The 24266-nt window shown below is 58.6% G+C and carries 22 protein-coding genes and 1 pseudogene; 16 read left to right on the forward strand and 7 right to left on the reverse strand.

Annotation, left to right across the window (positions count from 1 at the left end):
* Positions 1-32 precede the first annotated feature (32 nt).
* From AC3WLP_RS08860 to AC3WLP_RS08870, 3 genes are all read left to right on the forward strand, one after another.
* Positions 33-593, forward strand: a complete 561-nt coding sequence (locus AC3WLP_RS08860) for a Smr/MutS family protein (protein ID WP_003252791.1) — start codon at positions 33-35, stop codon at positions 591-593.
* 70 nt (positions 594-663) lie between these two features.
* Positions 664-1209: a GTP cyclohydrolase I FolE gene (gene folE, locus AC3WLP_RS08865; RefSeq protein ID WP_003252789.1), complete on the forward strand. Its 546-nt coding sequence runs from the start codon at positions 664-666 to the stop codon at positions 1207-1209.
* A 59-nt stretch (positions 1210-1268) separates the two neighbouring features.
* Positions 1269-1640 (forward strand): glutaredoxin family protein, encoded by a 372-nt coding sequence (locus AC3WLP_RS08870; RefSeq protein ID WP_010952857.1) that lies wholly within the window; start codon positions 1269-1271, stop codon positions 1638-1640.
* 138 nt (positions 1641-1778) lie between these two features.
* On the opposite strand, the gene AC3WLP_RS08875 is transcribed toward AC3WLP_RS08870, so the two are convergent.
* Positions 1779-2381 carry a glutathione S-transferase family protein gene (locus AC3WLP_RS08875; RefSeq protein WP_003252786.1) on the reverse strand — a complete coding sequence of 201 codons (603 nt, stop codon included), beginning with the start codon at positions 2379-2381 and terminating at the stop codon, positions 1779-1781.
* A 144-nt stretch (positions 2382-2525) separates the two neighbouring features.
* On the opposite strand from AC3WLP_RS08875, the gene AC3WLP_RS08880 reads away from it, so the two are divergent.
* Positions 2526-3716: a benzoate/H(+) symporter BenE family transporter gene (locus AC3WLP_RS08880; protein ID WP_088513074.1), complete on the forward strand. Its 1191-nt coding sequence runs from the start codon at positions 2526-2528 to the stop codon at positions 3714-3716.
* Between the two features lie 96 nt (positions 3717-3812).
* Here the strand turns inward: AC3WLP_RS08880 and AC3WLP_RS08885 are convergent, their stop codons facing one another.
* A complete protein-coding gene (locus AC3WLP_RS08885) occupies positions 3813-4694 on the reverse strand; it encodes a methyl-accepting chemotaxis protein (RefSeq protein WP_370626784.1) in 882 nt (293 codons plus the stop codon).
* Between the two features lie 27 nt (positions 4695-4721).
* A pseudogene (locus AC3WLP_RS08890) lies at positions 4722-5753 on the reverse strand (methyl-accepting chemotaxis protein); the annotation flags it as partial.
* Positions 5754-6158: 405 nt separating this feature from the next.
* On the opposite strand from AC3WLP_RS08890, the gene AC3WLP_RS08895 reads away from it, so the two are divergent.
* Positions 6159-6902, forward strand: a complete 744-nt coding sequence (locus AC3WLP_RS08895) for an outer membrane beta-barrel protein (protein ID WP_088513073.1) — start codon at positions 6159-6161, stop codon at positions 6900-6902.
* 143 nt (positions 6903-7045) lie between these two features.
* Here AC3WLP_RS08895 and AC3WLP_RS08900 read toward each other — a convergent pair whose 3' ends face one another.
* The gene (locus AC3WLP_RS08900; protein ID WP_047605247.1) at positions 7046-7807 is read right to left on the reverse strand and encodes an SDR family oxidoreductase; all 762 of its coding nucleotides are present in this window, start codon (positions 7805-7807) and stop codon (positions 7046-7048) included.
* Between the two features lie 177 nt (positions 7808-7984).
* On the opposite strand from AC3WLP_RS08900, the gene AC3WLP_RS08905 reads away from it, so the two are divergent.
* Positions 7985-8986, forward strand: coding sequence for an NADP-dependent oxidoreductase (locus tag AC3WLP_RS08905; RefSeq protein ID WP_088513072.1), 1002 nt, complete (start codon positions 7985-7987; stop codon positions 8984-8986).
* Positions 8987-9292: 306 nt separating this feature from the next.
* Here the strand turns inward: AC3WLP_RS08905 and pyrF are convergent, their stop codons facing one another.
* Entirely contained in the window at positions 9293-9994 is a 702-nt protein-coding gene (gene pyrF, locus AC3WLP_RS08910) for an orotidine-5'-phosphate decarboxylase (RefSeq protein ID WP_003252765.1), read from the reverse strand.
* 183 nt (positions 9995-10177) lie between these two features.
* Between pyrF and AC3WLP_RS08915 the strand changes: the two genes are divergently transcribed.
* Positions 10178-10345 carry a DUF2897 family protein gene (locus AC3WLP_RS08915; protein ID WP_003252762.1) on the forward strand — a complete coding sequence of 56 codons (168 nt, stop codon included), beginning with the start codon at positions 10178-10180 and terminating at the stop codon, positions 10343-10345.
* A gap of 92 nt (positions 10346-10437) precedes the next feature.
* On the opposite strand, the gene AC3WLP_RS08920 is transcribed toward AC3WLP_RS08915, so the two are convergent.
* Positions 10438-10779, reverse strand: coding sequence for a ComEA family DNA-binding protein (locus tag AC3WLP_RS08920; protein WP_088513071.1), 342 nt, complete (start codon positions 10777-10779; stop codon positions 10438-10440).
* A gap of 802 nt (positions 10780-11581) precedes the next feature.
* Here AC3WLP_RS08920 and AC3WLP_RS08925 point away from each other — a divergent pair.
* Positions 11582-11857: a DUF3077 domain-containing protein gene (locus AC3WLP_RS08925; protein WP_003252758.1), complete on the forward strand. Its 276-nt coding sequence runs from the start codon at positions 11582-11584 to the stop codon at positions 11855-11857.
* 197 nt (positions 11858-12054) lie between these two features.
* Here AC3WLP_RS08925 and AC3WLP_RS08930 read toward each other — a convergent pair whose 3' ends face one another.
* The gene (locus AC3WLP_RS08930; RefSeq protein WP_219732808.1) at positions 12055-12915 is read right to left on the reverse strand and encodes a hypothetical protein; all 861 of its coding nucleotides are present in this window, start codon (positions 12913-12915) and stop codon (positions 12055-12057) included.
* Between the two features lie 686 nt (positions 12916-13601).
* Here AC3WLP_RS08930 and AC3WLP_RS08935 point away from each other — a divergent pair.
* From AC3WLP_RS08935 to AC3WLP_RS08970, 8 genes are all read left to right on the forward strand, one after another.
* Positions 13602-13895, forward strand: a complete 294-nt coding sequence (locus tag AC3WLP_RS08935) for a hypothetical protein (protein ID WP_256596050.1) — start codon at positions 13602-13604, stop codon at positions 13893-13895.
* A gap of 360 nt (positions 13896-14255) precedes the next feature.
* A complete protein-coding gene (locus AC3WLP_RS08940; RefSeq protein ID WP_088513067.1) occupies positions 14256-15617 on the forward strand; it encodes a phosphohexomutase domain-containing protein in 1362 nt (453 codons plus the stop codon).
* Positions 15618-16140: 523 nt separating this feature from the next.
* Positions 16141-16932: an ABC transporter permease gene (locus AC3WLP_RS08945; protein WP_081273250.1), complete on the forward strand. Its 792-nt coding sequence runs from the start codon at positions 16141-16143 to the stop codon at positions 16930-16932.
* A gap of 13 nt (positions 16933-16945) precedes the next feature.
* A complete protein-coding gene (locus AC3WLP_RS08950; RefSeq protein WP_064492492.1) occupies positions 16946-17599 on the forward strand; it encodes an ABC transporter ATP-binding protein in 654 nt (217 codons plus the stop codon).
* A gap of 57 nt (positions 17600-17656) precedes the next feature.
* Positions 17657-18763: a KpsE/RkpR family capsule polysaccharide export protein gene (locus tag AC3WLP_RS08955; RefSeq protein ID WP_064492491.1), complete on the forward strand. Its 1107-nt coding sequence runs from the start codon at positions 17657-17659 to the stop codon at positions 18761-18763.
* Positions 18756-19847, forward strand: coding sequence for a polysaccharide biosynthesis/export family protein (locus tag AC3WLP_RS08960; protein ID WP_064492490.1), 1092 nt, complete (start codon positions 18756-18758; stop codon positions 19845-19847). Before AC3WLP_RS08955 ends, AC3WLP_RS08960 begins: the two co-directional genes overlap by 8 nt.
* 31 nt (positions 19848-19878) lie before the next feature.
* The gene (locus AC3WLP_RS08965; RefSeq protein ID WP_088513066.1) at positions 19879-21336 is read left to right on the forward strand and encodes a mannose-1-phosphate guanylyltransferase/mannose-6-phosphate isomerase; all 1458 of its coding nucleotides are present in this window, start codon (positions 19879-19881) and stop codon (positions 21334-21336) included.
* Positions 21317-24235 (forward strand): glycosyltransferase, encoded by a 2919-nt coding sequence (locus tag AC3WLP_RS08970; protein ID WP_088513065.1) that lies wholly within the window; start codon positions 21317-21319, stop codon positions 24233-24235. The genes AC3WLP_RS08965 and AC3WLP_RS08970 overlap by 20 nt, the downstream gene beginning before the upstream one ends.
* Positions 24236-24266 lie beyond the last annotated feature (31 nt).

The raw sequence follows: 24266 nt of genomic DNA on the forward strand, positions 1-24266 counted from the left end.
CGCGTAAACTACGTCGCCTACGTGGAGGCATCATGCAAGACGACGATTTTTCCCTGTTCAAGGCCGAAGTGCGCGGCGTAAAGCCGATCAGCCACGACCGTGCCGACGTCGGCAAGCCCAAGGCCGACCGCCAGAAGCTGGCCGGCCTGCGCCAGGCGGCGACCGTGCGCAGTGACAAGGCTTTGGTCATCGATGGCATGTCCGACCAGTTCGTCATCGACGTAGGCGCCGAAGACGAGCTGATGTGGCGCCGCGATGGCGTGCAGGAAGGCCAACTGCGCAAGCTGAAGCTGGGGCAGATTCCATTCGAGGGCAGCCTCGACCTGCACGGCATGACGGTGGAAAAGGCCCGCGAAACCTTGTGGGACTTCATCGCCGAAGCCACCAAACTGGAGGTGCGCTGCGTGCGGGTGACCCACGGCAAGGCCGCGCGCCTGGACGGCAAGCGCCCGATGATCAAGAGCCACGTCAACACCTGGCTGCGCCAGCACCCGCAAGTGCTCGGTTTTGCCTCGTGCAGTGCCCGCCACGGCGGCACCGGCGCGGTGTATGTGATGCTGAAGCGAACCATGCTCGAAGGCCGCGACGAGTAACGCCGCGCTTGCAGCGCCGCCCTCACCGCCGTACCCTTCGTTTTTGCGATTTTTTCCCACAGGTAGATCCATGTCCCTGGAACAGAACTACACCGAGATCCTCAGCCAGATTGGCGAGGACGTCTCCCGTGAGGGCCTGCTCGACACGCCCAAGCGGGCTGCAAAGGCGATGAAGTACCTTTGCCGCGGTTATGAGCAAACACTGGAAGAAGTCACCAACAACGCTTTGTTCAGCTCTGACAACAGCGAAATGGTGCTGGTCCGGGACATCGAGCTGTATTCGATGTGCGAACACCACATGCTGCCGTTCATTGGCAAGGCACACGTTGCCTACCTGCCGAAGGGCAAGGTACTGGGCCTGTCCAAGGTGGCACGTATCGTCGACATGTACGCCCGCCGCCTGCAGATCCAGGAAAACCTCAGCCGCCAGATCGCCGAAGCCGTGCAGCAGGTAACCGGTGCCGCGGGTGTGGCCGTGGTGGTCGAAGCCAAGCACATGTGCATGATGATGCGCGGTGTCGAAAAGCAGAATTCGACCATGATCACCTCGGTGATGCTGGGTGAGTTCCGCGATAACGCCGCCACCCGTAGCGAGTTCCTCAGCCTGATCAAGTGATTGGTTGCTGACCCCAAGCCGACCCTTCAGGGTCGGCTTTTGCATTTCAGGAGTTGTCCATGATCGTCAAAGCCCTGCGGGTTGGCCTCGGCCAGCTCATTGTGTTCGGTGACTGGATCAGCCGCCCGGCCAAACGCAAGCGCGACGCGGCCGCCCAGGCCCGCATCGAGCAAGCGGCCAAGGGGCTGGCGCTGTACCAGTTCCACGCCTGCCCGTTCTGCGTCAAAACCCGCCGCACACTGCACCGTTTGAACGTGCCGGTGGCGCTGCGCGACGCCAAGAACGACCCGGTGCACCGCCAGGCCCTGCAAGAAGGTGGCGGCCGGGTGAAAGTGCCATGCCTGCGCATTGAAGAAGCCGGCAAGGTGACTTGGATGTATGAGTCCAAGGCGATCATCGCTTACCTGGATGAGCGGTTTGCCGCCATCTGACTGACGCTGCAGATCCCTTGTGGGAGCGGGCGAGCCCGCGAAGCAGGCATCGCGGTGGTTGGCACGGGCTGCGCCCGTGTTCGCGGGCACGCCCGCTCCCACAAGGGTTGCGCAAGCGCCTGGAAAACAGGTCGGCTTTCAACCCACCATCGGCACATGCCGCGGGTGGCTGCTGACCCGCTCCAGCCAGGCCCTTACCGCCGGGTACTCCGCCAGGTCGAAGCCGCCCTGCTGCGCCACATGGGTGTAGGCATACAACGCCACATCGGCAATCGAGTAGTGCTCACCCACCAGGTAAGGCGTCATCTGCAACTGTCGCTCCATCACCTTCAGCGCCTTGTAGCCGCCCTTGTGCAATTTGCGGTACTCGTCCAGGCGCTCGTCCGGTAACCCCAGGTAGAACTGGATGAACCGCGCCACGGCAATGTACGGCTCATGGCTGTACTGCTCGAAAAACTGCCACTGCAGCACCTGGGTACGCAGGCGCGGCTCGCTGGGCAGGAACTCGCTGCCATCGGCCAGGAAGTTGAGAATGGCGTTGGACTCCCACAGGTAGCTACCGTCTTCCAGTTCCAGCACCGGTACCTTGCCGTTAGGGTTCATCGCCAGAAACTCGGGCGTTTCGGTCTCGCCCTTGAGGATGTCCACCGGGTGCCATTCATAGGGCCGGCCCAGCAGGCTCAACATGAGCTTGACCTTGTAACAGTTACCCGACTGGTAGTCGCCATAGACCTTGTACATCGACCCTCCCTGCAAAGCAGTTTCGCAATTGCGCCCAATATTTGGCGACTGTACGGCTAAAAGCAATGGCCGCTGTATGGCAAGGATCAACCTTGCTCGCTGTAGTCTGAAAAAACTGCTTACACCTTTACAAGGATTTTATTCATGACCGATGCCACTTCCGCACGCCTGCGGCCCCTGGCAGACACCTCCCCCTCGGCGGTGGTCGCCGGCTTCATTGCCATGCTCACCGGCTATACCAGTTCGCTGGTGCTGATGTTCCAGGCCGGCCAGGCGGCCGGGCTGACCACCGCGCAGATCTCGTCATGGATCTGGGCGCTGTCGATCGGCATGGCGGTATGCAGCATCGGCCTGTCGCTACGCTACCGCACACCGGTCACCGTCGCCTGGTCCACCCCCGGCGCGGCGCTGCTGATCACCAGCCTGGGTGGGGTCAGCTATGGCGAAGCCATTGGCGCCTACATTACCTGCGCCTTGCTGGTGCTGGTGTGCGGCCTGACCGGCAGCTTCGAGCGCCTGGTCAAACGCATCCCGGCCTCGCTGGCCTCGGCGCTGCTGGCGGGCATCCTGTTCAAGATCGGCAGCGAAATCTTCGTGGCCGCCCAGCACCGCACGTTGCTGGTGCTGGGCATGTTCTTCAGCTATCTGCTGGTCAAGCGCCTGTCGCCGCGTTATTGCGTGCTGGCCGCGCTGTTGGTGGGCACGGCATTGTCCGGCGTGTTGGGCCTGCTGGACTTCAGCGGCTTCCATCTGGAAGTGGCCAAGCCGGTGTGGACCACCCCAAGCTTCTCACTGGCGGCAACCATCAGCATCGGCATTCCGCTGTTCGTGGTGGCCATGACTTCACAGAACATGCCAGGCGTAGCCGTCCTGCGTGCCGACGGCTACCAGGTACCGGCCTCGCCGCTGATTTCGGCCACCGGCTTTGCCTCGCTGCTGCTGGCGCCGTTCGGCTCGCATGGGGTCAACCTGGCGGCGATCAGCGCGGCGATCTGCACCGGGCCGCATGCCCATGAAGACCCGGCCAAACGCTACACCGCGGCGGTGTGGTGCGGGATTTTCTACGGCATTGCCGGGGTGTTCGGCGCCACCTTGGCGGCACTGTTCGCGGCATTGCCGAAAGAACTGGTGCTGTCGATTGCGGCACTGGCCCTGTTTGGTTCGATCATGAACGGTTTGACCGTGGCCATGAGCGAGGCGCGTGAGCGGGAGGCAGCGGTGATCACCTTTATGGTGACCGCTTCGGGGCTGACCTTGTTCTCGATTGGTTCGGCGTTCTGGGGGATTGTGGCGGGGGTGTTGGCTTTGGTGATTCTTAACCCGCGTAGGGGGTGAGGGTTGTTGTTGCCTGTGGTGGCCTCTTCGCGGGTAAACCCGCTCCTACGACGGGAAATCACACAACCCGCGAATGGGCCGCCACAGACAACGAGATTACAACCTGAAATGCCCCACCATGCCCTTCAAATCGGTGCCCAGCTGCGCCAGCTCGACACTGGACCGGGCATTGTCCTGCATCGCCAACGCCGCCTGGTCCGCACTGCCACGAATCTGCGTGACACTGCGGCTGATCTCTTCCGCCACCGAACTCTGCTGCTCGGCCGCTGCGGCAATCTGCTGGTTCATCTGCTGAATCAATGACACCGCTGCGGCAATGCTGCCCAGCGCACTTTCGGTTTGCAGTGCATCGGCCACGGCCAGCCGCACCAGCTCGGTACTGCCGCGGATCTGCGTCACTGACTGCTGGGCATTGCCGCGCAGGCTGGCCACCAAGGTCTCGATCTGCTCGGTGGATTGCCGGGTACGCCGCGCCAGGGCGCGCACTTCATCGGCCACCACGGCAAAGCCGCGCCCCTGCTCGCCGGCGCGGGCAGCCTCGATGGCAGCATTAAGCGCCAGCAGGTTGGTTTGCTCGGCCACGCTCTTGATCACTTCCAGCACATCACCAATGGTGTGGATTTCGGCACTGAGGCTGTCGATGCCGGCGCTGGCAGCTTCTGCCGCCGACGCCAGCTGCTCGATGCGCTGCATGCTCTGGCGCACCACCTGCTGGCCGGTGTCGACCTTCTCGTCCGCCGCCTGGGCCGCCTGCGCCGCCTCCTCGGCATTGCGCGCCACATCGTGCACGGTGGCAGTCATCTGCTGCATGGCGGTCGCCACCTGTTCGGTTTCTTCCTTCTGGCTGCCCACCTCGCGGTTGGTCTGCTCAGTCACCGTCGACAACGCCTGGGCGCTGCCGGCCAATTGTTCGATGCCCTGCTGCAAGCCGCTGACAATGCCCGAGAGCCCCGCCGCCATCTGCTGCATGGCCTGCATCAGTTGCCCCACCTCATCCCGGCGCGGCGCCTGGGCGTCGAAGCCCAGCTCACCCGCCGCAATGCGCTGGGCACGGGCAATCACATGCTTCAACGGGCCGACCACAGCCCGGGTAATCAGCCAGGCCGCCAACACGCCTACAAGCAGCGCCAGCGCCGTCGCCAGGCCGATGGCCAAGGCATTACGCTGCAGCTCGCCCTGTAGGGCCTGCTCCTGCCCAAGATAGGCCTGGTCGACACGCCCGGTAACCCGCTCGGCGCTGGCTTGCAACTGCGCCTTGAGCCCCTGCTCGCGGGCCAGCTGGTCGGTGTATTCGTTGAGCTTTTCCGAGAAACTGCCAATGTGCCCAGCCACTTCGCCCAACACACTCTGATAACCGGCATCGCCAACCGCGCCTTGCAACTGGCTGACCAGGCCAGCGGCCTCCACCGTCTGGGCAATACGCTCCTGGCTCACACCCTCCTCGCCCTTGCGGCTTTTTTCCAGGCGTACCCGTGCTTCGTCCATGGCCTGCAGCATCAGCCGCGACACCTGGGCCACCTGCGCGGCTTGCTCCAGAAACTCGCCACCCTGCTGGCCCTGGGACTGCTTGAGGGTGTACACGCCGTCATCGGCCAGGCCGGCCTGCAGCACATCAAGGTTGTTGGACACGTTGGACACCGACCAGCTGGCCATGTCCAGCGCCAGCTCCTTGGCTTGCACGGCCTCGACAAAGGCTTCGAAGGCCTGGCCATAGGCCGCAAGATCGGTTTGCGCCGCCGCCAGCGCCGGCAGGCCTCGGGCGCGCTCCACCAAGCCCTGCAGGCCGCCACGCAAGGCGTCGGCCTGCTGCATGTCGGAGCGCAGGGCAAACGCCTGCTCGTGCTCGCGCAAACGCAGCAAGTCGGTATTGAACTGGGCCAGCTGACGCAAGCTGTCGAAGCGCTGGCCAACGCTGTGCAACGCCGCGACGCCGATAGCCGCCACCGCCAGTGTCAGCAGCAGCACCAAGGCAAAGCCCAGGCCAAGTTTGCGGGCCATGCCCAGGTTGGCCAGCACACCGTGCTTGCTCGCGCCCATCGCCGATCCCCTTTCAGCCAGTGAGGTTATCCCGAAGGCTAAGGGTGGCAACGTTATCTGCCAATGAACAAGGGGCTGACGTCAGAATAGTGTCAAATAGCTATGTCTTGTCGTTTTTGGCTGCAAAAGGGTCGCTTTAAGTGCCAGCTGTAAACGATATCACTAGGCCATCAATGATAGCCCGTCCCTCAACCTTCGGCCGCGCTTGTCCATATTAAATCGACGCAAGTAAAACATTCATTTATTCCAATCCACACTTTATTAATCACTCTTGACGCCATTAAATTTGCGCCAAAAGTGGGGTATTGAAATTTTTTTAAACACCCCTGCACACAATAAAAACGTCGCTATCGTGATCGGTAACTGGCCCGTTCTCCGGACCTGCAGTGCACCCTGGAGCTTGCAATGAAAACAGCCATATTTACTGCTGTGGTCACCCCGTTGCTGCTGTTTACTGTGCCAACCGTTGGCTATGCCGAAACTTCCACCGCCCCGTTGTTCACCCTTGGCTTACAAGGGAGCTACACCCAACTGGAACTCAACGGCCGTAATAATGAAACCGAAGATATGCCCGAAGGGGGCTTATTCCTCAACTACGGCAACAAGATGACGGCCACGCAAGGCCTTGTCTACCAGGCCGAGGCCAGTGGCATGTACTCGAAACAGCATGACCAGAAGCTCAAGGACGGCCAGGCCGACCTGGACCTGGGTTGGCGGTTGGCACTGGCCGAACGGCATTCAGTCGACCTGCTGCTGGGCGCCGGTTACAAATGGAACCGGTTGGAACCCAATACCAGCCGCCATGATGTCGACCTTACCAACCGTACGCCATTCGCCAAGCTGGCGGCGGGTTACAATTACCGCTTCAATAATGCCACCTTGCGTTTCGAGGCGGGCATACGCCAGGTTATCAATGGCGATTCGCAATTGAAAATACATGGCATCAGCAACGAAGAGGTTGATTTGAAAGATACCACCAACCCCTTTGCCGAACTTAGTGTGCTGTTCAACCAACACGGTACTGTGCCGGTATACGCTTCGCTTTACTTCAGCCGCTACAACTATGAACTGGATGGGCAGTTCCTGATGACTGACTCGGACGAACAAACCCGTGACGAGTACGGCCTGAAAATAGGCGTCAGCTTTTAGCCGGGTGGCCGGCGGACTGCCCGGCTTGCTCAGAACGGTCTGGGCACGCCCATCCTGTCCATGCGCGACATAGTAGGCTTGGGCCTGGTGATCGCATTTGCCAGGGGCGGGCTTGCCCACGCAGCAGCCCGCACGGTATCCACTCAGATCGCCGTAGCCCCACCATCCACCGTCAGGCAATGCCCGGTGGTAAACGCTGCGCCGTCACTGCACAGGTACAGTACAGCGCTGGCGATTTCCTCGACCTTGCCAATGCGCCCCACCGGGTGCATGGCTGCGGCGAACTCGGCCTTGCGCGGGTCGGCCTGGTAGGCGCGGCGGAACATGTCGGTGTCGATCACGGCCGGGCACACGGCGTTCACGCGGATGCCCTTCTTGGCGTACTCGATGGCCGCCGACTTGGTCAGGCCGATGACCGCATGCTTGCTGGCGCTGTAGATGCTCATCTTTGGCGCCGCCCCAAGCCCCGCCACCGACGCGGTATTGACGATGGCCCCACCGCCTTGGGCCAGCAACAAGGGCAACTGATACTTCATGCACAACCACACGCCCTTCACGTTCACGCCCATGATGGCATCGAACTCCGCTTCGCTGCCTTCGGCCAGGCGGTGTTGCTCGATCTCGATCCCGGCGTTGTTGAAGGCGTAGTCCAGCCGGCCGTAGGCGGCCATCAGGCGCTCATGCAACTGGCGCACCTCGGCGTCGCGGGTCACGTCGCAAGCAATGAACAGCGCTTCGCCGCCTGCCGCGTGGATCAGCGCCACGGTGGCCTCGCCGCCGACCGGGTCGAGGTCGGCCACCACCACTTTCATGCCCTCGTGGGCGAACGCCAGGGCGGTTGCCCGGCCGATGCCGGCACCCGCGCCGGTCACCAGGGCTACCTGGCCAGAAAAGGTCATGCTCATCGCGTGCTCCTGTGAGGGGTTGGGTGGGGTTCAGAGCATAGTCAGCCACCGCTCGGCCGGGCAGCATCATCACAGCAACGGTTGGGCTACCATGCTTGTCAGTGATTTTAAGGAACCGCCTTCATCAACAAGGTAGATTGAACGCCTTACGCCCTCCACAGCCCACAAGGACCCGCCATGACCCAGACCAACCGCCGCTTCCTGCTTGCCAAACGCCCGGTCGGCGCCGTGCGCCGTGACGACTTCAGCTTCGAGACCGTACCCGCCGAACAACCCGGCGAAGGCCAGGTACAGGTGCGCAACCTGTACCTGTCGCTGGACCCGGCCATGCGCGGCTGGATGAACGAAGGCAAGTCCTACATCCCGCCCGTGGCCCTGGGCCAGGTAATGCGTGCGCTGGGTGTAGGTGAAGTGGTTGCCTCCAATCACCCCGGCTACCAGCCCGGCGACCACGTGAGCGGCGCCCTCGGTGTGCAGGACTACTTCACCGGCGAGCCCCAGGGCCTGCACAAGATAGACCCCAAGCTGGCCCCCCTGCCCCGTTACCTGTCAGCCTTGGGCATGACCGGCATGACCGCCTACTTTGCCCTGCTGGAGGTCGGCCAACCCAAAGCTGGCGATACCGTGGTCATTTCCGGCGCGGCCGGTGCGGTGGGCAGCATTGTCGGGCAGATTGCCAAGATCAAAGGCTGCCGCGTGGTCGGCATTGCCGGCGGTGCCGAGAAGTGCCAGTACTTGAAGGACGAACTGGGCTTTGACGGCGTGATCGACTACAAGGCTGAAGACGTGCTGGCCGGCCTGAAGCGCGAATGCCCCAAAGGCGTGGACGTGTACTTCGACAACGTGGGCGGCGACATCCTCGATGCCGTGCTGACGCGCATCAACTTCAAGGCACGCATCGTGATTTGCGGCGCGATCAGCCAGTACAACAACAAAGAAGCGGTAAAAGGCCCGGCCAACTACCTGTCGCTGCTGGTGAACCGCGCGCGCATGGAAGGCTTTGTGGTGATGGATTACAGCAAAGACTACGGCAAAGCCGCGCTGGAGATTGCCGGCTGGCTGGCCAGCGGGCAGGTGAAGAGCAAAGAGGATGTGGTGGAAGGGCTGGAAACCTTCCCGGAGACCTTGTTGAAGCTGTTCAGCGGGGAGAATTTTGGCAAGTTGGTGTTGAAGGTTTAAACGCCACCGATGGCCCGACATAGCCCGCCGTAGGAGCGGGTTTACCCGCGAAAGGGCCGGTCCTGCGGGCCAATTTCCACAGGGCGTTCACCGTTGCCGCCGCCACCGTATTCGCGGGTAAACCCGCTCCTACACGGATCGGGGGTGCAGCCACATCAATGGTTCGACACAGGCATCGGTGGCCCGAAAGGGCCAGGCCTGCCGGCCAATTTCCACCCGCCGTCCACCGTTGCCGCCGCCACCGTATTCGCGGGGGACACACAGCGGTGGCTCGGCACAGGCCATTGTTGGACAGCCGCAGGTTAATTACCCACGAATCTCCGCCACCACCGCTGCCAACGCTTGCGCAGGGTCTGCAGCCTGGCTGATCGGCCGGCCAATCACCAGGTAGTCCGAACCGGCATCCAGTGCCTGACGCGGGGTGAGGATGCGGCGCTGGTCATCCTGCGCGCTGCCCGCCGGGCGAATGCCCGGGGTCACCAATTGCAACGATGGGTGCGCCGCCTTCAGTGCCGGGGCCTCGAGCGCCGAGCACACCAAACCGTCCATACCCGCTTTTTCCGCCAGCGCCGCTAAACGCAGCACTTGCTCTTGGGGGTCGACATCCAGGCCAATGCCGGCCAGGTCTTCACGCTCCATGCTGGTCAGCACGGTCACGCCTATCAGCAACGGCTGCGGGCCGCTGCGCTTGGCCAGCTCTTCACGGCAGGCCACCATCATGCGCAGGCCACCGGAGCAATGTACGTTGACCATCCACACGCCCATCTCGGCGGCGGCCTTTACCGCCATGGCGGTGGTGTTGGGAATGTCGTGGAACTTGAGGTCCAGGAACACTTCGAAGCCCTTGTCACACAGGGTTTCGACAATGCCCGAAGCGCTGCTGGTGAACAGCTCCTTGCCAACCTTCACCCGGCACAGCGCAGGGTCAAGCTGGTCAGCCAGCTTCAGGGCGGCCTCACGGGTAGGGAAATCCAGGGCGACGATCAGGGGCGTCTGGCAGGCGGACATGGGCAGGGTCTCTTGGCAAGTCGAAAACGGCGCGCATTGTAAACGAAGTGACGCAGGCTTTGGGGCCCGCAGGTCACGGAATTGGCCCTGCACGGCCTGGCACCTATAATTGAACCAACGGAACGGGCAATTGCTCAAAACTTATGTAACCGTTGCCCATGGCCCGATCTAAGGAGAACGACAATGCCCTGGTATGCCTGGCTGATACTCATCATAGCCCTCGGCTCGATTGTCGGCGGGTTGATGATGCTACGCGACACGGCCAAAAAACTGCCGCTGACCGAAGAGCAACTGCGCAAGGTACATGAGCGCAATGCCGAGGCGGATGCCAAGGACGCTCAAGACCGCTAAAACGCCCAGCCCTTCAAGCGCTGCGCCTGCGGGAGCGCGCCATTCCCGGCACACAAAGGCCGGGCCAGGGCATCACCCCGGCCCCTCCCCGCTTACTCCACCATCACCTTGTCCCGGTTGCGCTCCAGCAACGCATTGCCTATGCCCTTTATTTCCAGCAACTCATCCACTGAAGCAAACGGCCCATTGGCCTCGCGGTAGGCCACAATAGCCTCCGCCTTGGCCTTGCCAATGCCGTTCAGCTCCTTTTGCAGGGTGAGGGCATCTGCCGTGTTCAAGTCCAGTCTCGGCGCCTGCTGTGCCTGGGCCTGAGCCTGGGCCACCACCGGCACCGGTTCGGCCACTGCCATGGTGCTGGCCGGGGCGGCGCTAAGGGAGAACGACAAACTGGCGAACAGCGGCAGCAGCAGGTACGACAGAACGTTATTGCGCATGGTCAACACTCCTTGGGTTGGTCATTTTCCAGCAACCGTTTTCCTTCGGCTGCGCAACCAACCCTAGCGGGTAACCCGGCCGCAAAATACCCAACCACCCCGGCGAATGGTTACCGAATCGGTCAGCAAAACGCTCAACTTCGCCCACCCACCAACAATGGCCGTTTCCTCCTCGCTCGCCCCGGCCCTTGATGCACAAGACTCCGGCCCTGTGCCTGTAGCCAAATCCCGGTTGGTTCGACGCCCACTGCCCACCAATGCCCGGCCACTCTCCTACAACGCCCGCCGAATAAGGCCCACCCCGTAAAGCAGCCGGCCGTGGCAGCTTCAAGCGCATCTGGAACATGGCGACACCAACGCCCCGCTCAACACCCCCGATCGATGTACAGGGCTTCCCCCGAGAATGCGGTGGCGGTTCGCGGGTAAACCCCCGCCGACAACGGTCGGCAATAACGGCGAAGCTACTTGCCTTGGGGTGCACACCCAGCACGTCAGACTTTCCTGAAACCCTGCCCCACCTCTTCAGCTCGACAACCAAGCGAACTATCCTACGCGCCAGTCAGAAGCAGCTGAATTGTCGGGGAAATGCCCCAGGGATAACTTCACCGGGTCGCCATGTTGGTGACCGGGTGTGAGAACCTGATGCGAGTTACCTGGCTTGCCTGTCATGGCAGTCGTACGCGGGCAGACTTCGGTCTGGCCGAGCCTTGTAGCTCCCTCGGTTTCTCACCCCGTGTACGACTGCCGCCCTGGTCCGTGAGAAAGATCTGCGTGGCAGTTCCACTTACCAGGAGCAACTACCATGAAGAACAACAACCAATCCCCCCTCCTCACCGCAGGCATCGAAACCTTCCTCGAAGCCGGCAACCCCACCCTGGACCTGCTCCGCGTCCAACCCGGCATCCCCGTCGATGACGCCTATGAACACGTCTCCGTCCTGCTGGGCTACTGCAAGCACTTGGTACGCGAAGGTGACATGGAAGACGACCACAAGATGCTGGGCGCAGCGGACTACCTGCTGGCCACCGCAAAAGCCCTGATGAACGACATCGAGATTGCGAAAAACAGGCAGCACTGAAGGGAATGACGCGAGACCAGGCGAGGTTATGCCTCGCTTGCAGTCAGAAGAAATGGGCTTCATCAGCCCAGACATGGCGAGGGCAAACCACTGCAGTGGCCAAGCCCCCGCCCTGTGGGAGCGGGCGCGCCCGCGAACACCGGCACCGCCGGTGCCATCCCCCCAATGCCTACAAGATCACAGCCCCCACCCGCCGCTCAAATCTCACTGCGCGGATAAACACTGATAAACGCCGAAATGGCAATCGCGTCCCCATCATCCACCTTCACCCGCGGGCTCTGCCCCGAGCGCTTGATGTCAGAGGCAAACTCAGCGGCCTTGAATGCCTGCTCAAGCTCGTCACCGCCCACCCCGGCATAAACGACCACCTGGGTACCGGTATTGTGCTTCTGCAGGGGCAACTGCTTGATCTGAACCTGCACACCCGCCTTGGTCAGCGCAACGGCAATTTCCTTGGCAAAGCGCACAGCTTCCTTGTCATCTTTGTGGATATTCAGCAACACCACCGGCGCCAGCGTCTTAGCCTTCAGCTCGCCCGCCAATGCCTTGAACGCATCATGCGCCTGCGGCGTCAGCGCTCGGGGCTTTAGGCTGGCTTCCAGCTTCAACCGCTCGGCCCGCTCGCGCTCAAGTTCGGCCCTGAGCGCATCGTTCTGCTCCATGAGCTGCTCGATCTCCAGCCTGGCCTGCACGTCCGACTCCTGGACGACAGTAACCACCTGCGCCCCCCGGGAAACGGGCACTTCGGCTTGCTGGTTTTTTACATCCGAGGTCATATGGGCAATGATCATCGCACTGGCGGCGATCAGCGCAGCGATTACCGCAGTGGCAGAGGCTATGGCATGGATAAGGCTGGCTGCGTCTGCTGAAATATCAGGCATAAACAACTTCTTGAAGTTAGGGATGTTCATCGTTTCACGGTCAGGCAGGCGTGCCGGGCAGAGGCCACGGAACGGGTACAAGTCGAGCCAGAAGGCTAGCGAGGCCTGGCAGATTGCCATAATTTTGCGGATTCTGCTGGAAAACACAAAGACTCCGCGACCAATGTTGCATCCCATACTGCGCCTGCTACGCGCCATCCAGTGAACAACCCAGCGGCGGCGCAAGGACAATGTCGGATGTTGCCCTCTCGCATTCGCGCAGCGCCCTTCGGCAGCGGACCTGCCTGGCAGCCCTATCAGTCATCACGCAGTTTAATCAGAAAATCAGCCTTAATAGCCTCAGAAAACTTAAGGCTGGTGTGGGGTGAAAACTATTGCGTGGGGTTACAGACTTGGTCTGAGAAAGCGATACAACCTCTTAGACTGCCGCCTTCCGGCGCGCGCCAAAAGAGCACCGTAGAACGCCTCGCTCTGGGTGAACAAATACTCATCCAACAGTTAAATTTTGCACTCAGCAGCGCGCCTTTCGATCTCATCGGTTACCTGTATGAGTGGCCTCACTTAAATATTCATGCCCTGCTTAATCTCATAACAAGGAATCATGAGCTAGAAATATAGCCCCTCGGCCTTCCCAATACTGCTTCAGCATGCCCTCAACCAGCCGCAGCCCCCTGCGCGTAGCGGCACAACGCCAGCTATCCCGTAAGGCTGGCAACCTGATGCGATCTGCTGTATCTATGACGCCCTTTCGACCCAGGGAGAAGGCTGTGGAGTGGTACGAGTCGCTTTTTTTGCAAATGTGTAGTCATGTTCTAACCCAGTCCAAGATGGCAAATCGCCGCGGACTCACTGGGGCTTTGACTATGGACACCACATCGACTCGCGATCTGGTAGAGAGTTACGAGCGTAACGTAGCAGTAGCGTTCAGCGCAGCCGAAATGAAAGACCATCTTTCACAAGGTGCAAACTGCGTGGTCCTGATCATTGTGAAAGAGCACCAATTCCAGAATTACTTGACCGATATCAACCGTCAGCACGAGGTCGTATTGAGTGCCACGCTGCGTACGGATGCCCGATCCACCGAGTATGCCAATTACCATGTCGACATCGCGATTATACGACCCACCTCGTCAGGCCCCATGGACATCGCTCACTAAAACGTGACGTTCGTTATAGCCCCTAACGCCGGGCTGACCGCCGCCTACACTCGCCTTCCGAAAGTGCAGGCGGCGGAAATTGCAGCGCTTACCTGGCGGCGCCCCGAGCATCCTCTGGAAAGTCCAGCTATGATGCCCTCGGCCCTGATCGATGTGCAGAGCGACGGCTCATTCAGCGTGAGTAGTCCCGTCGCCTGCATCATGGGCCTGACCGTTCGTGGCAACACCCAAGCCTTGGCTATTTCAACCTGGCTATACCTGCCTCAACGAGGTAGCGCAGCAAAATTCATGCGGCTAATCATTTTGCCCACCATCCCCTTCTAAACGGTGCCTGCAGTCAGCACCGCATATGAGAGATGTATGTACGCACCTATCCAAACTCGTTGCTTCAAAGCCTATGACATCCGCGGCCAAGTGCCGGCCGACCTCAACGACGACATCGCCTACCGCATTGGTCGCGCCCTGGTGGCCCAATTGGGCGGACGCAGTTACGTGGTCGGCCGTGACATGCGCCTTGAAAGCCCGGGCCTGTCGCGTGCCTTGATGCAGGGCCTGACCGAAGGCGGTGCCGATGTGATCGACATCGGCCTGTGCGGCACCGAGGAAGTCTACTTCGCCACCAGCCATTACAAGGCAGATGGTGGCATCATGGTCACCGCCAGCCACAACCCGAAGGGTTACAACGGCATGAAGCTGGTGCGTGAGCAGTCGCGCCCGATCAGCGGTGACACGGGCCTGAACGATATCCGCCAGCGCGTCGAAACAGGCGAACTGGGCACTCAAGCGGCCACGCCGGGTAGCGTACGCGAAGCGTTCGACAAATCTGCCTACATCGAGCACCTGCTGACCTACATCGACCTGGGCGCACTCAAGCCCCTGAAAGTACTGGCCGATCCTGGTAATGGCGCGGTTGGCCCGGTACTGGAGCTGCTCAAGGCCCGCCTGCCGCTGGATATCACCATCATCAACGGCGAGCCAGATGGCAACTTCCCCAACGGCATCCCCAACCCGCTGCTGCCAGAAAACCGTGACCTTACCCGCCAAGCAGTGCTGGAAACCGGCGCAGACATGGGTATCGCATTCGACGGCGACTTTGACCGCTGCTTCTTCTTCGACAATCAGGGGCGCTTCATCGAAGGCTACTACGTGGTCGGCCTGCTGGCCGAAATGCTTCTGGCCAAGCACCCGGGCAGCAAGATCATCCATGACCCACGCCTGACCTGGAACACCATCGAGCAAGTCAGTGCCGCCGGCGGCCAGGCCATTCAGAGCAAGACCGGCCACGCCTTCATCAAAGAGCGCATGCGCGCCGAAGACGCGGTGTACGGGGGTGAAATGAGCGCCCACCACTACTTCCGCGATTTTGCCTACTGCGACAGCGGCAACATTCCGTGGCTGCTGGTCGCCGCGCTGATGAGCCACACCGGCAAGAGCCTGGCCCAACTGGTAGACGAGCGTATTGCGGCATTCCCGTGCAGTGGCGAGATCAACTACGAAGTGGCCGATGTGAAGGGCACCATCGAGAAGATTCTGGCGTTCTACTTGCCACACAACCCCAGCGTCGACCGCACCGATGGGATCAGCGTCGAGTTTGCCGACTGGCGCTTCAGTCTGCGTGGTTCGAATACCGAACCCCTGCTGCGCCTGAACGTCGAGAGCCGGGGCGACGAAGCGCTGGTCGCTCAGCGCGTCGCCGAAATCGCCCGCCTGATCCGGGAATAATCTGGCCAACGGAATTGCTGGTGCATCTGGGCGTGCGCAAGCACGTGCCATAAACGACTCGGCAATTTGGGGCTGCCTCGCAGCCCCTTGTCTCGCTCCCTTCCCACGCCCAACGGTCTAATCACTGCTTTAGGAGGCAGACCGTCTAGTCAGCGGCTGACCATCAAGTTACTGCATTTTTTGTTACACAATGTGAACCCGATCACCTACACAATTACCACTCCCACGTAAGCTGAAAAGCCGCGTTACGGTGAAAACTTAATGGCCCACCACTTCTCAACATGAAATCATTGTGCCATCATTCCCACCGTTGCCATTCGTCTCGAATATAGCTAATGGATTAGAACTTTCGACCACATTTGCGGCACCTCGCTTGACGCTTATACCCTCGGACGCTTACCCTTCTGCCCCTTAGAACAGGGAAGTTTCCGGAATTACCATCTGAAATCGCCTCCGGGCGAGCCTTTCCTGAAGATGAATTTCGGCGTGCTTAGGCGCGCTGCATTGCTTTGCGGTCGCCATCTTGAAAGCTCGTTCGTCTCTACAGATACAGAAATCGGTCATCTTCGCTTTAGTCCTGCGCGAAGCGCGTGCACGTGTTGGCGATACCCGCCTGGGTGCCTTGTGGATGCTGCTGGAGCCGCTGGTTCACCTTCTCCTCTTCTCGCTGCTGTTTGCAATGCTGCGTGGCCGCACAGTATCCGGCGTTGAATACCCGGTGTTCATCCTCGTCGGCATGGCGCCCTTCCTGCTCTACCGCAATACCGCGCTGCGGCTGATGGACAGCCTGCGCGAAAACCGCTCGCTGTTCGGTTACAAACAGATCAAACCACTCGACACCTACATTGCCCGCGTCATCGTAGAAACCTGCATTGCGGTTACGGTGTACGCCATCCTGGTGTTCGGCTTTGCCTGGACAGGCTTCGACATGTCGATTCACAGCCCACTGCAATGGGTCGCCACCCTGTTGCTGGGCCTTCTGTTCGCCTTTGGGCTGGGCATGTTGCTGGCCTTGGTCACTCACGCTCTTCCCAGCGTCAAGATCGTCATACGCATGGCCTTCTTCCCCCTGTACTTTATCTCTGGGGTGCTGATTCCCGCATCCTACTTGCCTCAGGCCATGATGCCGGTGCTGCTGCTCAACCCGTTTTTGCACATCCTCGAACTGATTCGCGCTGAAGTACTGCCGCATTACACCCCAGTCGATGGCGTGTCCGAGACCTATGTAATCAGCTTCACCCTGGTATTGCTGTTCCTATCTCTGGGTGCCTACCGCGCCCGCAGGATGCACCTGATTTCCACCAAGAACGGTTAAGTACAGGCCAAACGTGTTCGAGCTCAGAAACGTAACCAAGTCGTACCTCACGCCCAATGGTCGGCGGTATGTCTTCCGCAACCTGTCGCTTGCCATCCCGCCGGGCAAGAACATTGGGCTTATCGGCCGCAACGGCGCCGGCAAGTCCACGCTTATGCGCCTGCTTGGCGGTGCTGATGTGCCCGACTCCGGCACCATCATTACCGACCGCAGTATTTCCTGGCCGGTTGGTTTGACGGGGGGCTTCCAGGGCAGCATGACAGGGCGCGACAACATAAAGTTCGTCTGCCGCATTTATGGTGCAACTGGCGACGCCATGCGCGAAAAGATTCGCTACGTCCAGGAATTTGCCGAAATCGGCGACTGGATCGACGAGCCAATCAAGACCTACTCCTCCGGCATGCGTTCACGCGTGGCTTTTGGCCTAAGCATGGCGTTCGACTTCGATTACTACCTGATCGACGAAGTGATGTCGGTTGGCGATGCGCAATTCAAGCGCAAGTGCAACGAGGTTTTCCAGGAAAAACTGCAGAAGTCCAACGTCGTACTGGTGACCCATACCATGTCCGAAGTCGAAAAACTCTGCGACGTGGTCCTGCTGGTGCGCAATGGCGAAATCCAGGTGTACGACGACGTGTCCGAAGGCATCAAGGCCTACAGCAGCTAAATAAACCCCTTTCCCAATTTTAAGCAGCACCGTTCGACTTCAAGGATGCATCCAATTATGAGCAGTACGGGTAAAAAGAAGGGCTGGCGCCTGGCGATCGCCATGGTGGTTTTGCCAATGATCCTGGCAGGGGTTTATTACGGCCTATTTGCCGCTGACCGCTTTGTCAGCTCCGCCCAGGTGGTGGTACGCCAGGATGGCAACAATCAAGGTGCGCAGATGCCTGGCCTTGCTACCTTGCTGACAGGCACCAACCCGGCCTCGCGGGAAGAGACTCTTTACCTGCGCGAATACATCACGTCGATGGACATGATGCTGCTGCTCGAAGACAAAGTGCACTGGATCGAGCAATTCGCTGCCCAGCGCAGCGACGTATTCTTCTGGCTGGACAAGGACGCACCGCGCGAAGACCTGCTGAAGTACTACCAGCGCATGGTTTCCGCCCACTACGACGAAACCACCGGCCTGCTGCGTGTAGAGGTTCAGGCATTCACCCCTGAACTGTCCGAGAAAATGCTGCGTGTCATCCTTCAGGCCAGCGAACACTTCGTCAACGAAGTCAGCCACAACATTGCCCGTGAGCAGATGAAGTTTGCCCAAGGCGAGCTGGAAACCGCGCGCGTCAACTACGCCAAGCGCAAGACCCAGCTGCTGAACTTCCAGAATGAAAACAAGGTGCTGGACGGCGGTAACTCCGCACAAAGCCGCGCCACCATCATTGCCGACCTGGAAGGCCAGTACACCAAGGAACAGGCTGTTCTGACCGAGATGTCGTTCAAGCTGCGCGCTGACGCGCCGCAAGTCCGCCAGCAGAAGCAGAAGGTTGAAGCCATTGTCCGTCAGTTGGCCAAAGAGAAGCGCTTGCTGGTTTCGTCCCCGCAAGGCTCGCAGCTCAACGTGGTTGCCTCGCGCTTCCAGCAACTGACCCTGGACGCCGGCATCGCCGAAGAAACCTACAAGACCGCTGTTGCCGCGCTCGATAATGCCCGCGTAGAAGCAAGCAAGAAAATCCGCACCCTGGTAACCGTAGTCAGCCCTAACACCCCCCAGCTCGCGCTCTACCCCGAGCGCTGGTACAACCTGGCAACCATTTTGCTTGGCCTATTGATGCTGTATGGCATCACGCGCTTCATTCTGGCTTCGATCGAGGATCATCGTGATTAAATCCCTGGCTGTCTCCAAGACATTCAACTTGAAACTGGCTGCTTTGGCGCTGGCGACCTTGGGCCTGGCGGGTTGTGGCGGCACCATGTCTGGTGCAGGGCCATACAAGGGCACGATTGAGAATAAAAACGAGGCGTACAACCTCGTGGACATCAACGCCAGCACCATCGGCCCGTACCTGGCGGGCGCCCCACGCGCCTCGCTGGCTACAGTCACCAAGCCACAACCGCCTGAAGTACGCTTGGCCGCAGGTGACACCCTGAATGTGCTGATTGCCGATACCGCTCCGGCAGAGTCAGCCCTGTTTGCCCCTTTGGCAACTGGCGGCACCCAGCTGAAGTCGCGTATTGACGCTCAAGGCATGCTGTCGCTCCCTTATGTGGGCCGTCAGTTTGTGGCCGGCATGACCCTCAATGAGGTCGAGGCCATGATTCGCCGGCAGCTAAAGGGTATTACCACTGACGTGCAGACCCACGTTGAGTTGGTCGGCGACCTGTCGGGCTCGGTACTGGTTGCCGGCGCCGTCAAAACCCCTGGGCGCTTCAGCACCCTACAAGGCCCACTCACCCTGCTGGATGCTGTGAACCAGGCAGGCGGCCCTGTAATGGAGCCACACCTGGTCAACGTGACTGTGCGTACCGGCACCCAGATTCAACAGTTTAACTATGAAGACGTTTTATCGGGCAACAACATGGTGCTACGCCCGAACTCGGAAGTGGTGCTTGATCGTGCACGTCAGCGTTTTGTAGCGATGGGTGCCGTGGCAGAGCCAGGCCTGAAGGACCTTCCGAGCCAGAACACCAGCTTGTTGGATGCGCTGGGCAGCGTAGGCGGCTTGCGTGAAGCGAATGCTAATCCGGAAGGTGTTTTCGTGTTCCGGATGGCAAACGACCCCAAGTCGAAGCCAACTGTACTTCGACTGAACATGCGCGATCCTGCAGCTGTGTTTTATGCGCGGCAGATTGCTGTGAAACCGGACGACACTATCTACGTAACAAACGCAGCTGTATACGAATGGCAGAAGGTGATTTCGCCTATCGTTCAGACCATGCTGTTGGGACGTGCGACCGGCGCTTACAAATAAATTTCAATTTGATCAGGCATAGGGAAATCACATGATCCCCGTCGTACTCTCCGGTGGCTCCGGCTCTCGCCTTTGGCCACTCTCGCGCGCCATGCACCCGAAACAGTTCCTCGCCATTGGCGGTGAATTTTCGCTGTTCCAGTCGACGCTGAAGCGCCTGGCTGAGATTCAGGGCGATGCCCTGACTCCAATCGTTGTGAGCAACGAAGACCACCGCTTCCTGGTCGCAGAACAATGCAGGGCCTTGGGCGTTTCGCCAAGCGCCATCCTGCTCGAGCCTTGCGGCAGGAATACCGCGCCCGCCATTGCGGCCGCAGTACTTCAGTCACTCAGCAATGGTAAGGATGAACTACTTCTGGTTCTGCCAGCTGATCACGCCATCGAAGATATCGAAGCCCTGCAACGCGCATTCGAGACAGGCGCCGCTGCCGCACGAGATGGAAGCATCGTGACCTTCGGCATCGTCCCCAACAAAGCCGAAACTGGCTACGGGTACATTCGCGTAGCAGAAAAAGGTCAAGCGGCACAACCGGTAGAAGCGTTCGTTGAAAAGCCTGATCTCGCCAAGGCCCAAGAATATCTGGAAGACGGCCGTTACTATTGGAACAGCGGTATGTTCCTGTTCAAGGCCTCGGTAATGCTTGAACAACTGCGCTCACATGCACCACAAGTGGTGCAGACCGTTGAAGATGCACTGGCAGCTGCGAAAACCGACCTCGACTTCACTCGCCTGGATGCCGCAGCATTCAGCGCTGCTGAAAATATCTCCATTGATTACGCCGTCATGGAGCGCTCGGACAAGGTTGCAGTAGTTCCCCTGAATGCGGGCTGGAACGACGTCGGCTCTTGGTCCGCTGTGTGGGAAATCACCGAAAAGGACGCCCAAGGCAACGCAACTCAAGGCGATGTAATACTTGAAGCAACCAGCAATGCATATGTTCATGCGGAGCACCGCATGGTCTCGGTATTGGGCCTTGATGATGTAGTCGTAGTCGAAACTGCTGACGCTGTAATGGTTGCCTCGAAAGACAAAGCCCAAGACGTCAAGTTGCTGGTAGATCGCATCAAGCAAGCCAAGCGCACCGAAGCCACAAGCCATCGAAAAGTTTACCGCCCTTGGGGGGCCTACGACTCTATCGACAATGGCCCGCGCTATCAGGTCAAGCGTATCACTGTAGCCCCCGGGCAGAAGCTTTCGGTACAGATGCACCACCACCGTGCCGAGCACTGGATCGTAGTCACCGGCACAGCAAAAGTGACCATTGGTGAGAAAGAAATTCTGCTGACTGAAAACCAGTCCACCTATATCCCGATTGGTGTTGTGCACGCACTTGAAAACCCAGGCAAAATTCCCCTGGAGATGATCGAGGTTCAATCTGGCACCTATCTCGGCGAAGACGATATTGTTCGCTTTGAAGATCGATACGGCCGCGCACCCCAACAAAACTCTGATGCAAAAGTACTGAACAATGAACCAGCAATCCACTGAAATGGATCAGAAAAAGCACATTCTCATCCTTACGCCAGAAATCCCTTACCCGGTTTTCAAGGGCAATCAGAGCCGCATTGACCAGACCATCAAGGTACTTCTCGCGGAGGGCCACGATGTTTCTCTAGCTGTCCTGAACTTCAACCAAGAAGCCAGAACATCGGCACACGTTCAGCAAGAGCTCAAAGCGCACTACCCGAACATTCGGGAGGTGGAGGTTCGTCGTCACCCACGCTTCAACAAAGATACCAAACCAAGTCTGCTTCAGAAGCTGGCGAAGCTTTCGGATAAGAACCAGGTGTCCAACATTGACGCTTGCCCGGAAGCCTATAAAAAGCTTGTCCACCAGATGGTCGCTCAATTGCGCCCAACTCACGTCCTTGTGAACTATGTAAAGCTTGATCGCGCTATTCCAAAGTCTTACAAGGGCGTGCGCATTGTTGATACACACGACATTCAAACAAGCATTATTTCGGCCGCAATCAAAGCCGGTACCTACAAGAAAAAAGTCGATCTGGTCAGCTTTGAACAAGACGAGTTCCAACTGCTCTCGACCTATGACTTCATCGTTTCGATTAACCCGAACGAAACTCGGGAAATCCAGAAACGGCTGCCTAACCAAAAGATTCTGACTCTCCCTGCCTTTAACGACTTCCAGACAGAACACGTTACCGGCAAAGAAATTTACGACATCTTGTTCGTCGGCTCGGCATCCCCCTTCAACTCGGAAGGTATCAAGCACTTCATTCGGCATTCCTTCCCTGCCGTTCGTAAGGCGTTCCCGAAGGTTAAACTTGCCATCGCAGGCGAGGTCAGCAATATCGCGTCCGTGAAAGCCTTGAAAAACGACAACATCGTTTATCTTGGCCGCGTAGACGACCTCACCAAAACCTACGCTCAATCCAAGATCGTAGTATCTCCGATCATGAGCGGCGCGGGGATGAAGGTTAAAAACATTGAGGCGTTCTCGCATGGCATGCCAATTGTAGCCACCGCCTTCTCAATGGACGGTATCGAAGGCAAAGATGGCATCAACTGCTTCATCAAAGATGATAATGCTGAATTCGCCAAAGCTGTCATTGACCTGCTTAAAGATGCTGAGCTGCGCAAGAAAGTTTCGCACAATGCTTACATGCTGGCCAGAACCTACTATAGCCGCACCACGGCTGCACGTAGCTATAACGCCATCATCAATAATGATTTCACGTATCGCCCTGAAATTATTGCGACAAGCACCGCGAAGCACATCGCTGCCGCCGTTGGGGCCAACACCAAGCGTACCAAAGCACTGATCTATAGCTCTGACGCAGACTACCTTATCGGCTATAAGCTATCGCTTGCCGAGAGCTTCAAAAAACTGGGTATCTACTCCGAGTTTGTCACCATGGATGCAGCTCGCTGCAACCGCTTCCTTTCCGAAGGTTACCTGGCCCACCCTACCCGGCCAGACCTGGAAAAGAAGAAACGGGAAGAAATCAAGGCGGAACTACGCAAGCAATTTGAAACAAACGACCGCATTGAAATCACCCTGAAAGGCGTGAACATAAGCGACGAAATCACTACCTATCGAGACATGTTCCCTGAACACTTCGAAGGCAAGAAGGTAGTGGATGTCATTGCACACGCCATGCTTATCCTCGATTCGATTCTTCGCCGAATCTCCAAAACCACACCTGACTTTTTGGTTGGCTGGAATGGCAACGGTCCGCACTTCATTTTCCTGATGAAAGTTGCCGCCAAAATTGCCAACGTGCCGGTCTTCCACGTCGAGCGCGGCCTGTTACCGGATACTCTGGTCTTCGACCCTCAGGGTGTAAACTTCAAGAGCTATATCGCTGGCAGCTACCTCCCTCTCATTACTGAAGAGGAGCGAAAAGTCGCTCGCGCATATATCAAAGACTTTTCCACCCAAGGCAAGACCATTGTCGGAAAAAATCTTGATCGCGACCTGACCAGCGAAGAGGTAAATCGCAAGATCGGTCTACCGGCGAGAGCCAAATTCATCTTCTTCCCGATGCAAATTGAGGGTGACTCCAACATCATCATCAACTCGCCTATTTACAAAAAAATGGCCGATGTTATCGAGGATGTGAAGCAAGTCGCTAACCGCACCGGTTTGAAGGTAGTATGCAGGCCGCACCCTGAGTACTCCCTGACGCCCGAGGAACTCAAAGCATTGCATCCTGGTGTAATCTTTGACAACTCCCTGCACCTTCACACGATGCTCAAGCATGCAGTCGCCAACGTGGTGATCAACTCCACGGTTGGTCTTGAATCGATTCTGCTTGGCAAACCTACGATCGCACTCGGACATAGTGTTTATTCCGGCAAGGGCATTACTCTTGATGCATTCCACCGGGATCACATTGAGACAGCGATTAGGAAGGTATTAAGCGCCGAATTCGACAATGCAGGTGCCGCGCTGCGTACGGAAGCCCTCGTTCACCAGCTGTTCAGTAACAGCCTGATTCGACTGAACGATTCGGACTCGAACAAGGAAATGCTCGCCAACACTCTGCTGAAAAATGGCGTCGTTGTGAACAGCTCCCTACCTGAGCCTAAGCCACCTCAGCTGGCCGCACGCTACATGCAGCAACATAAGTCGTTCACCCAAGCCATTAAAGGTGCGAAGAAGATTGTTATCTGCAACACCTTAGACCCAGAGGCTCGCCTCTGGCTCAACGGCAATACTCGCCCAGTATTCACAAACGAGCTAATTCAAAGTCACTTTGCGAGGTCTACTAAAGCTGAGTTGCTGATCACAAGCGCCAACGATCAGATCGCGCTCGATAGTGGCACTATAAAGATTGTGATTACACCATCCAAGACGGCCAAAAAACCAAAAACTCTTGGACCAAACGAGTACTATGTAGACGAATACTTCTACCCAGTGGCATAAAAAAAAGGGGCTGCATTTGCAGCCCCTTTTT

It is taken from the genome of Pseudomonas sp. FW305-E2, assembly GCF_058782925.1.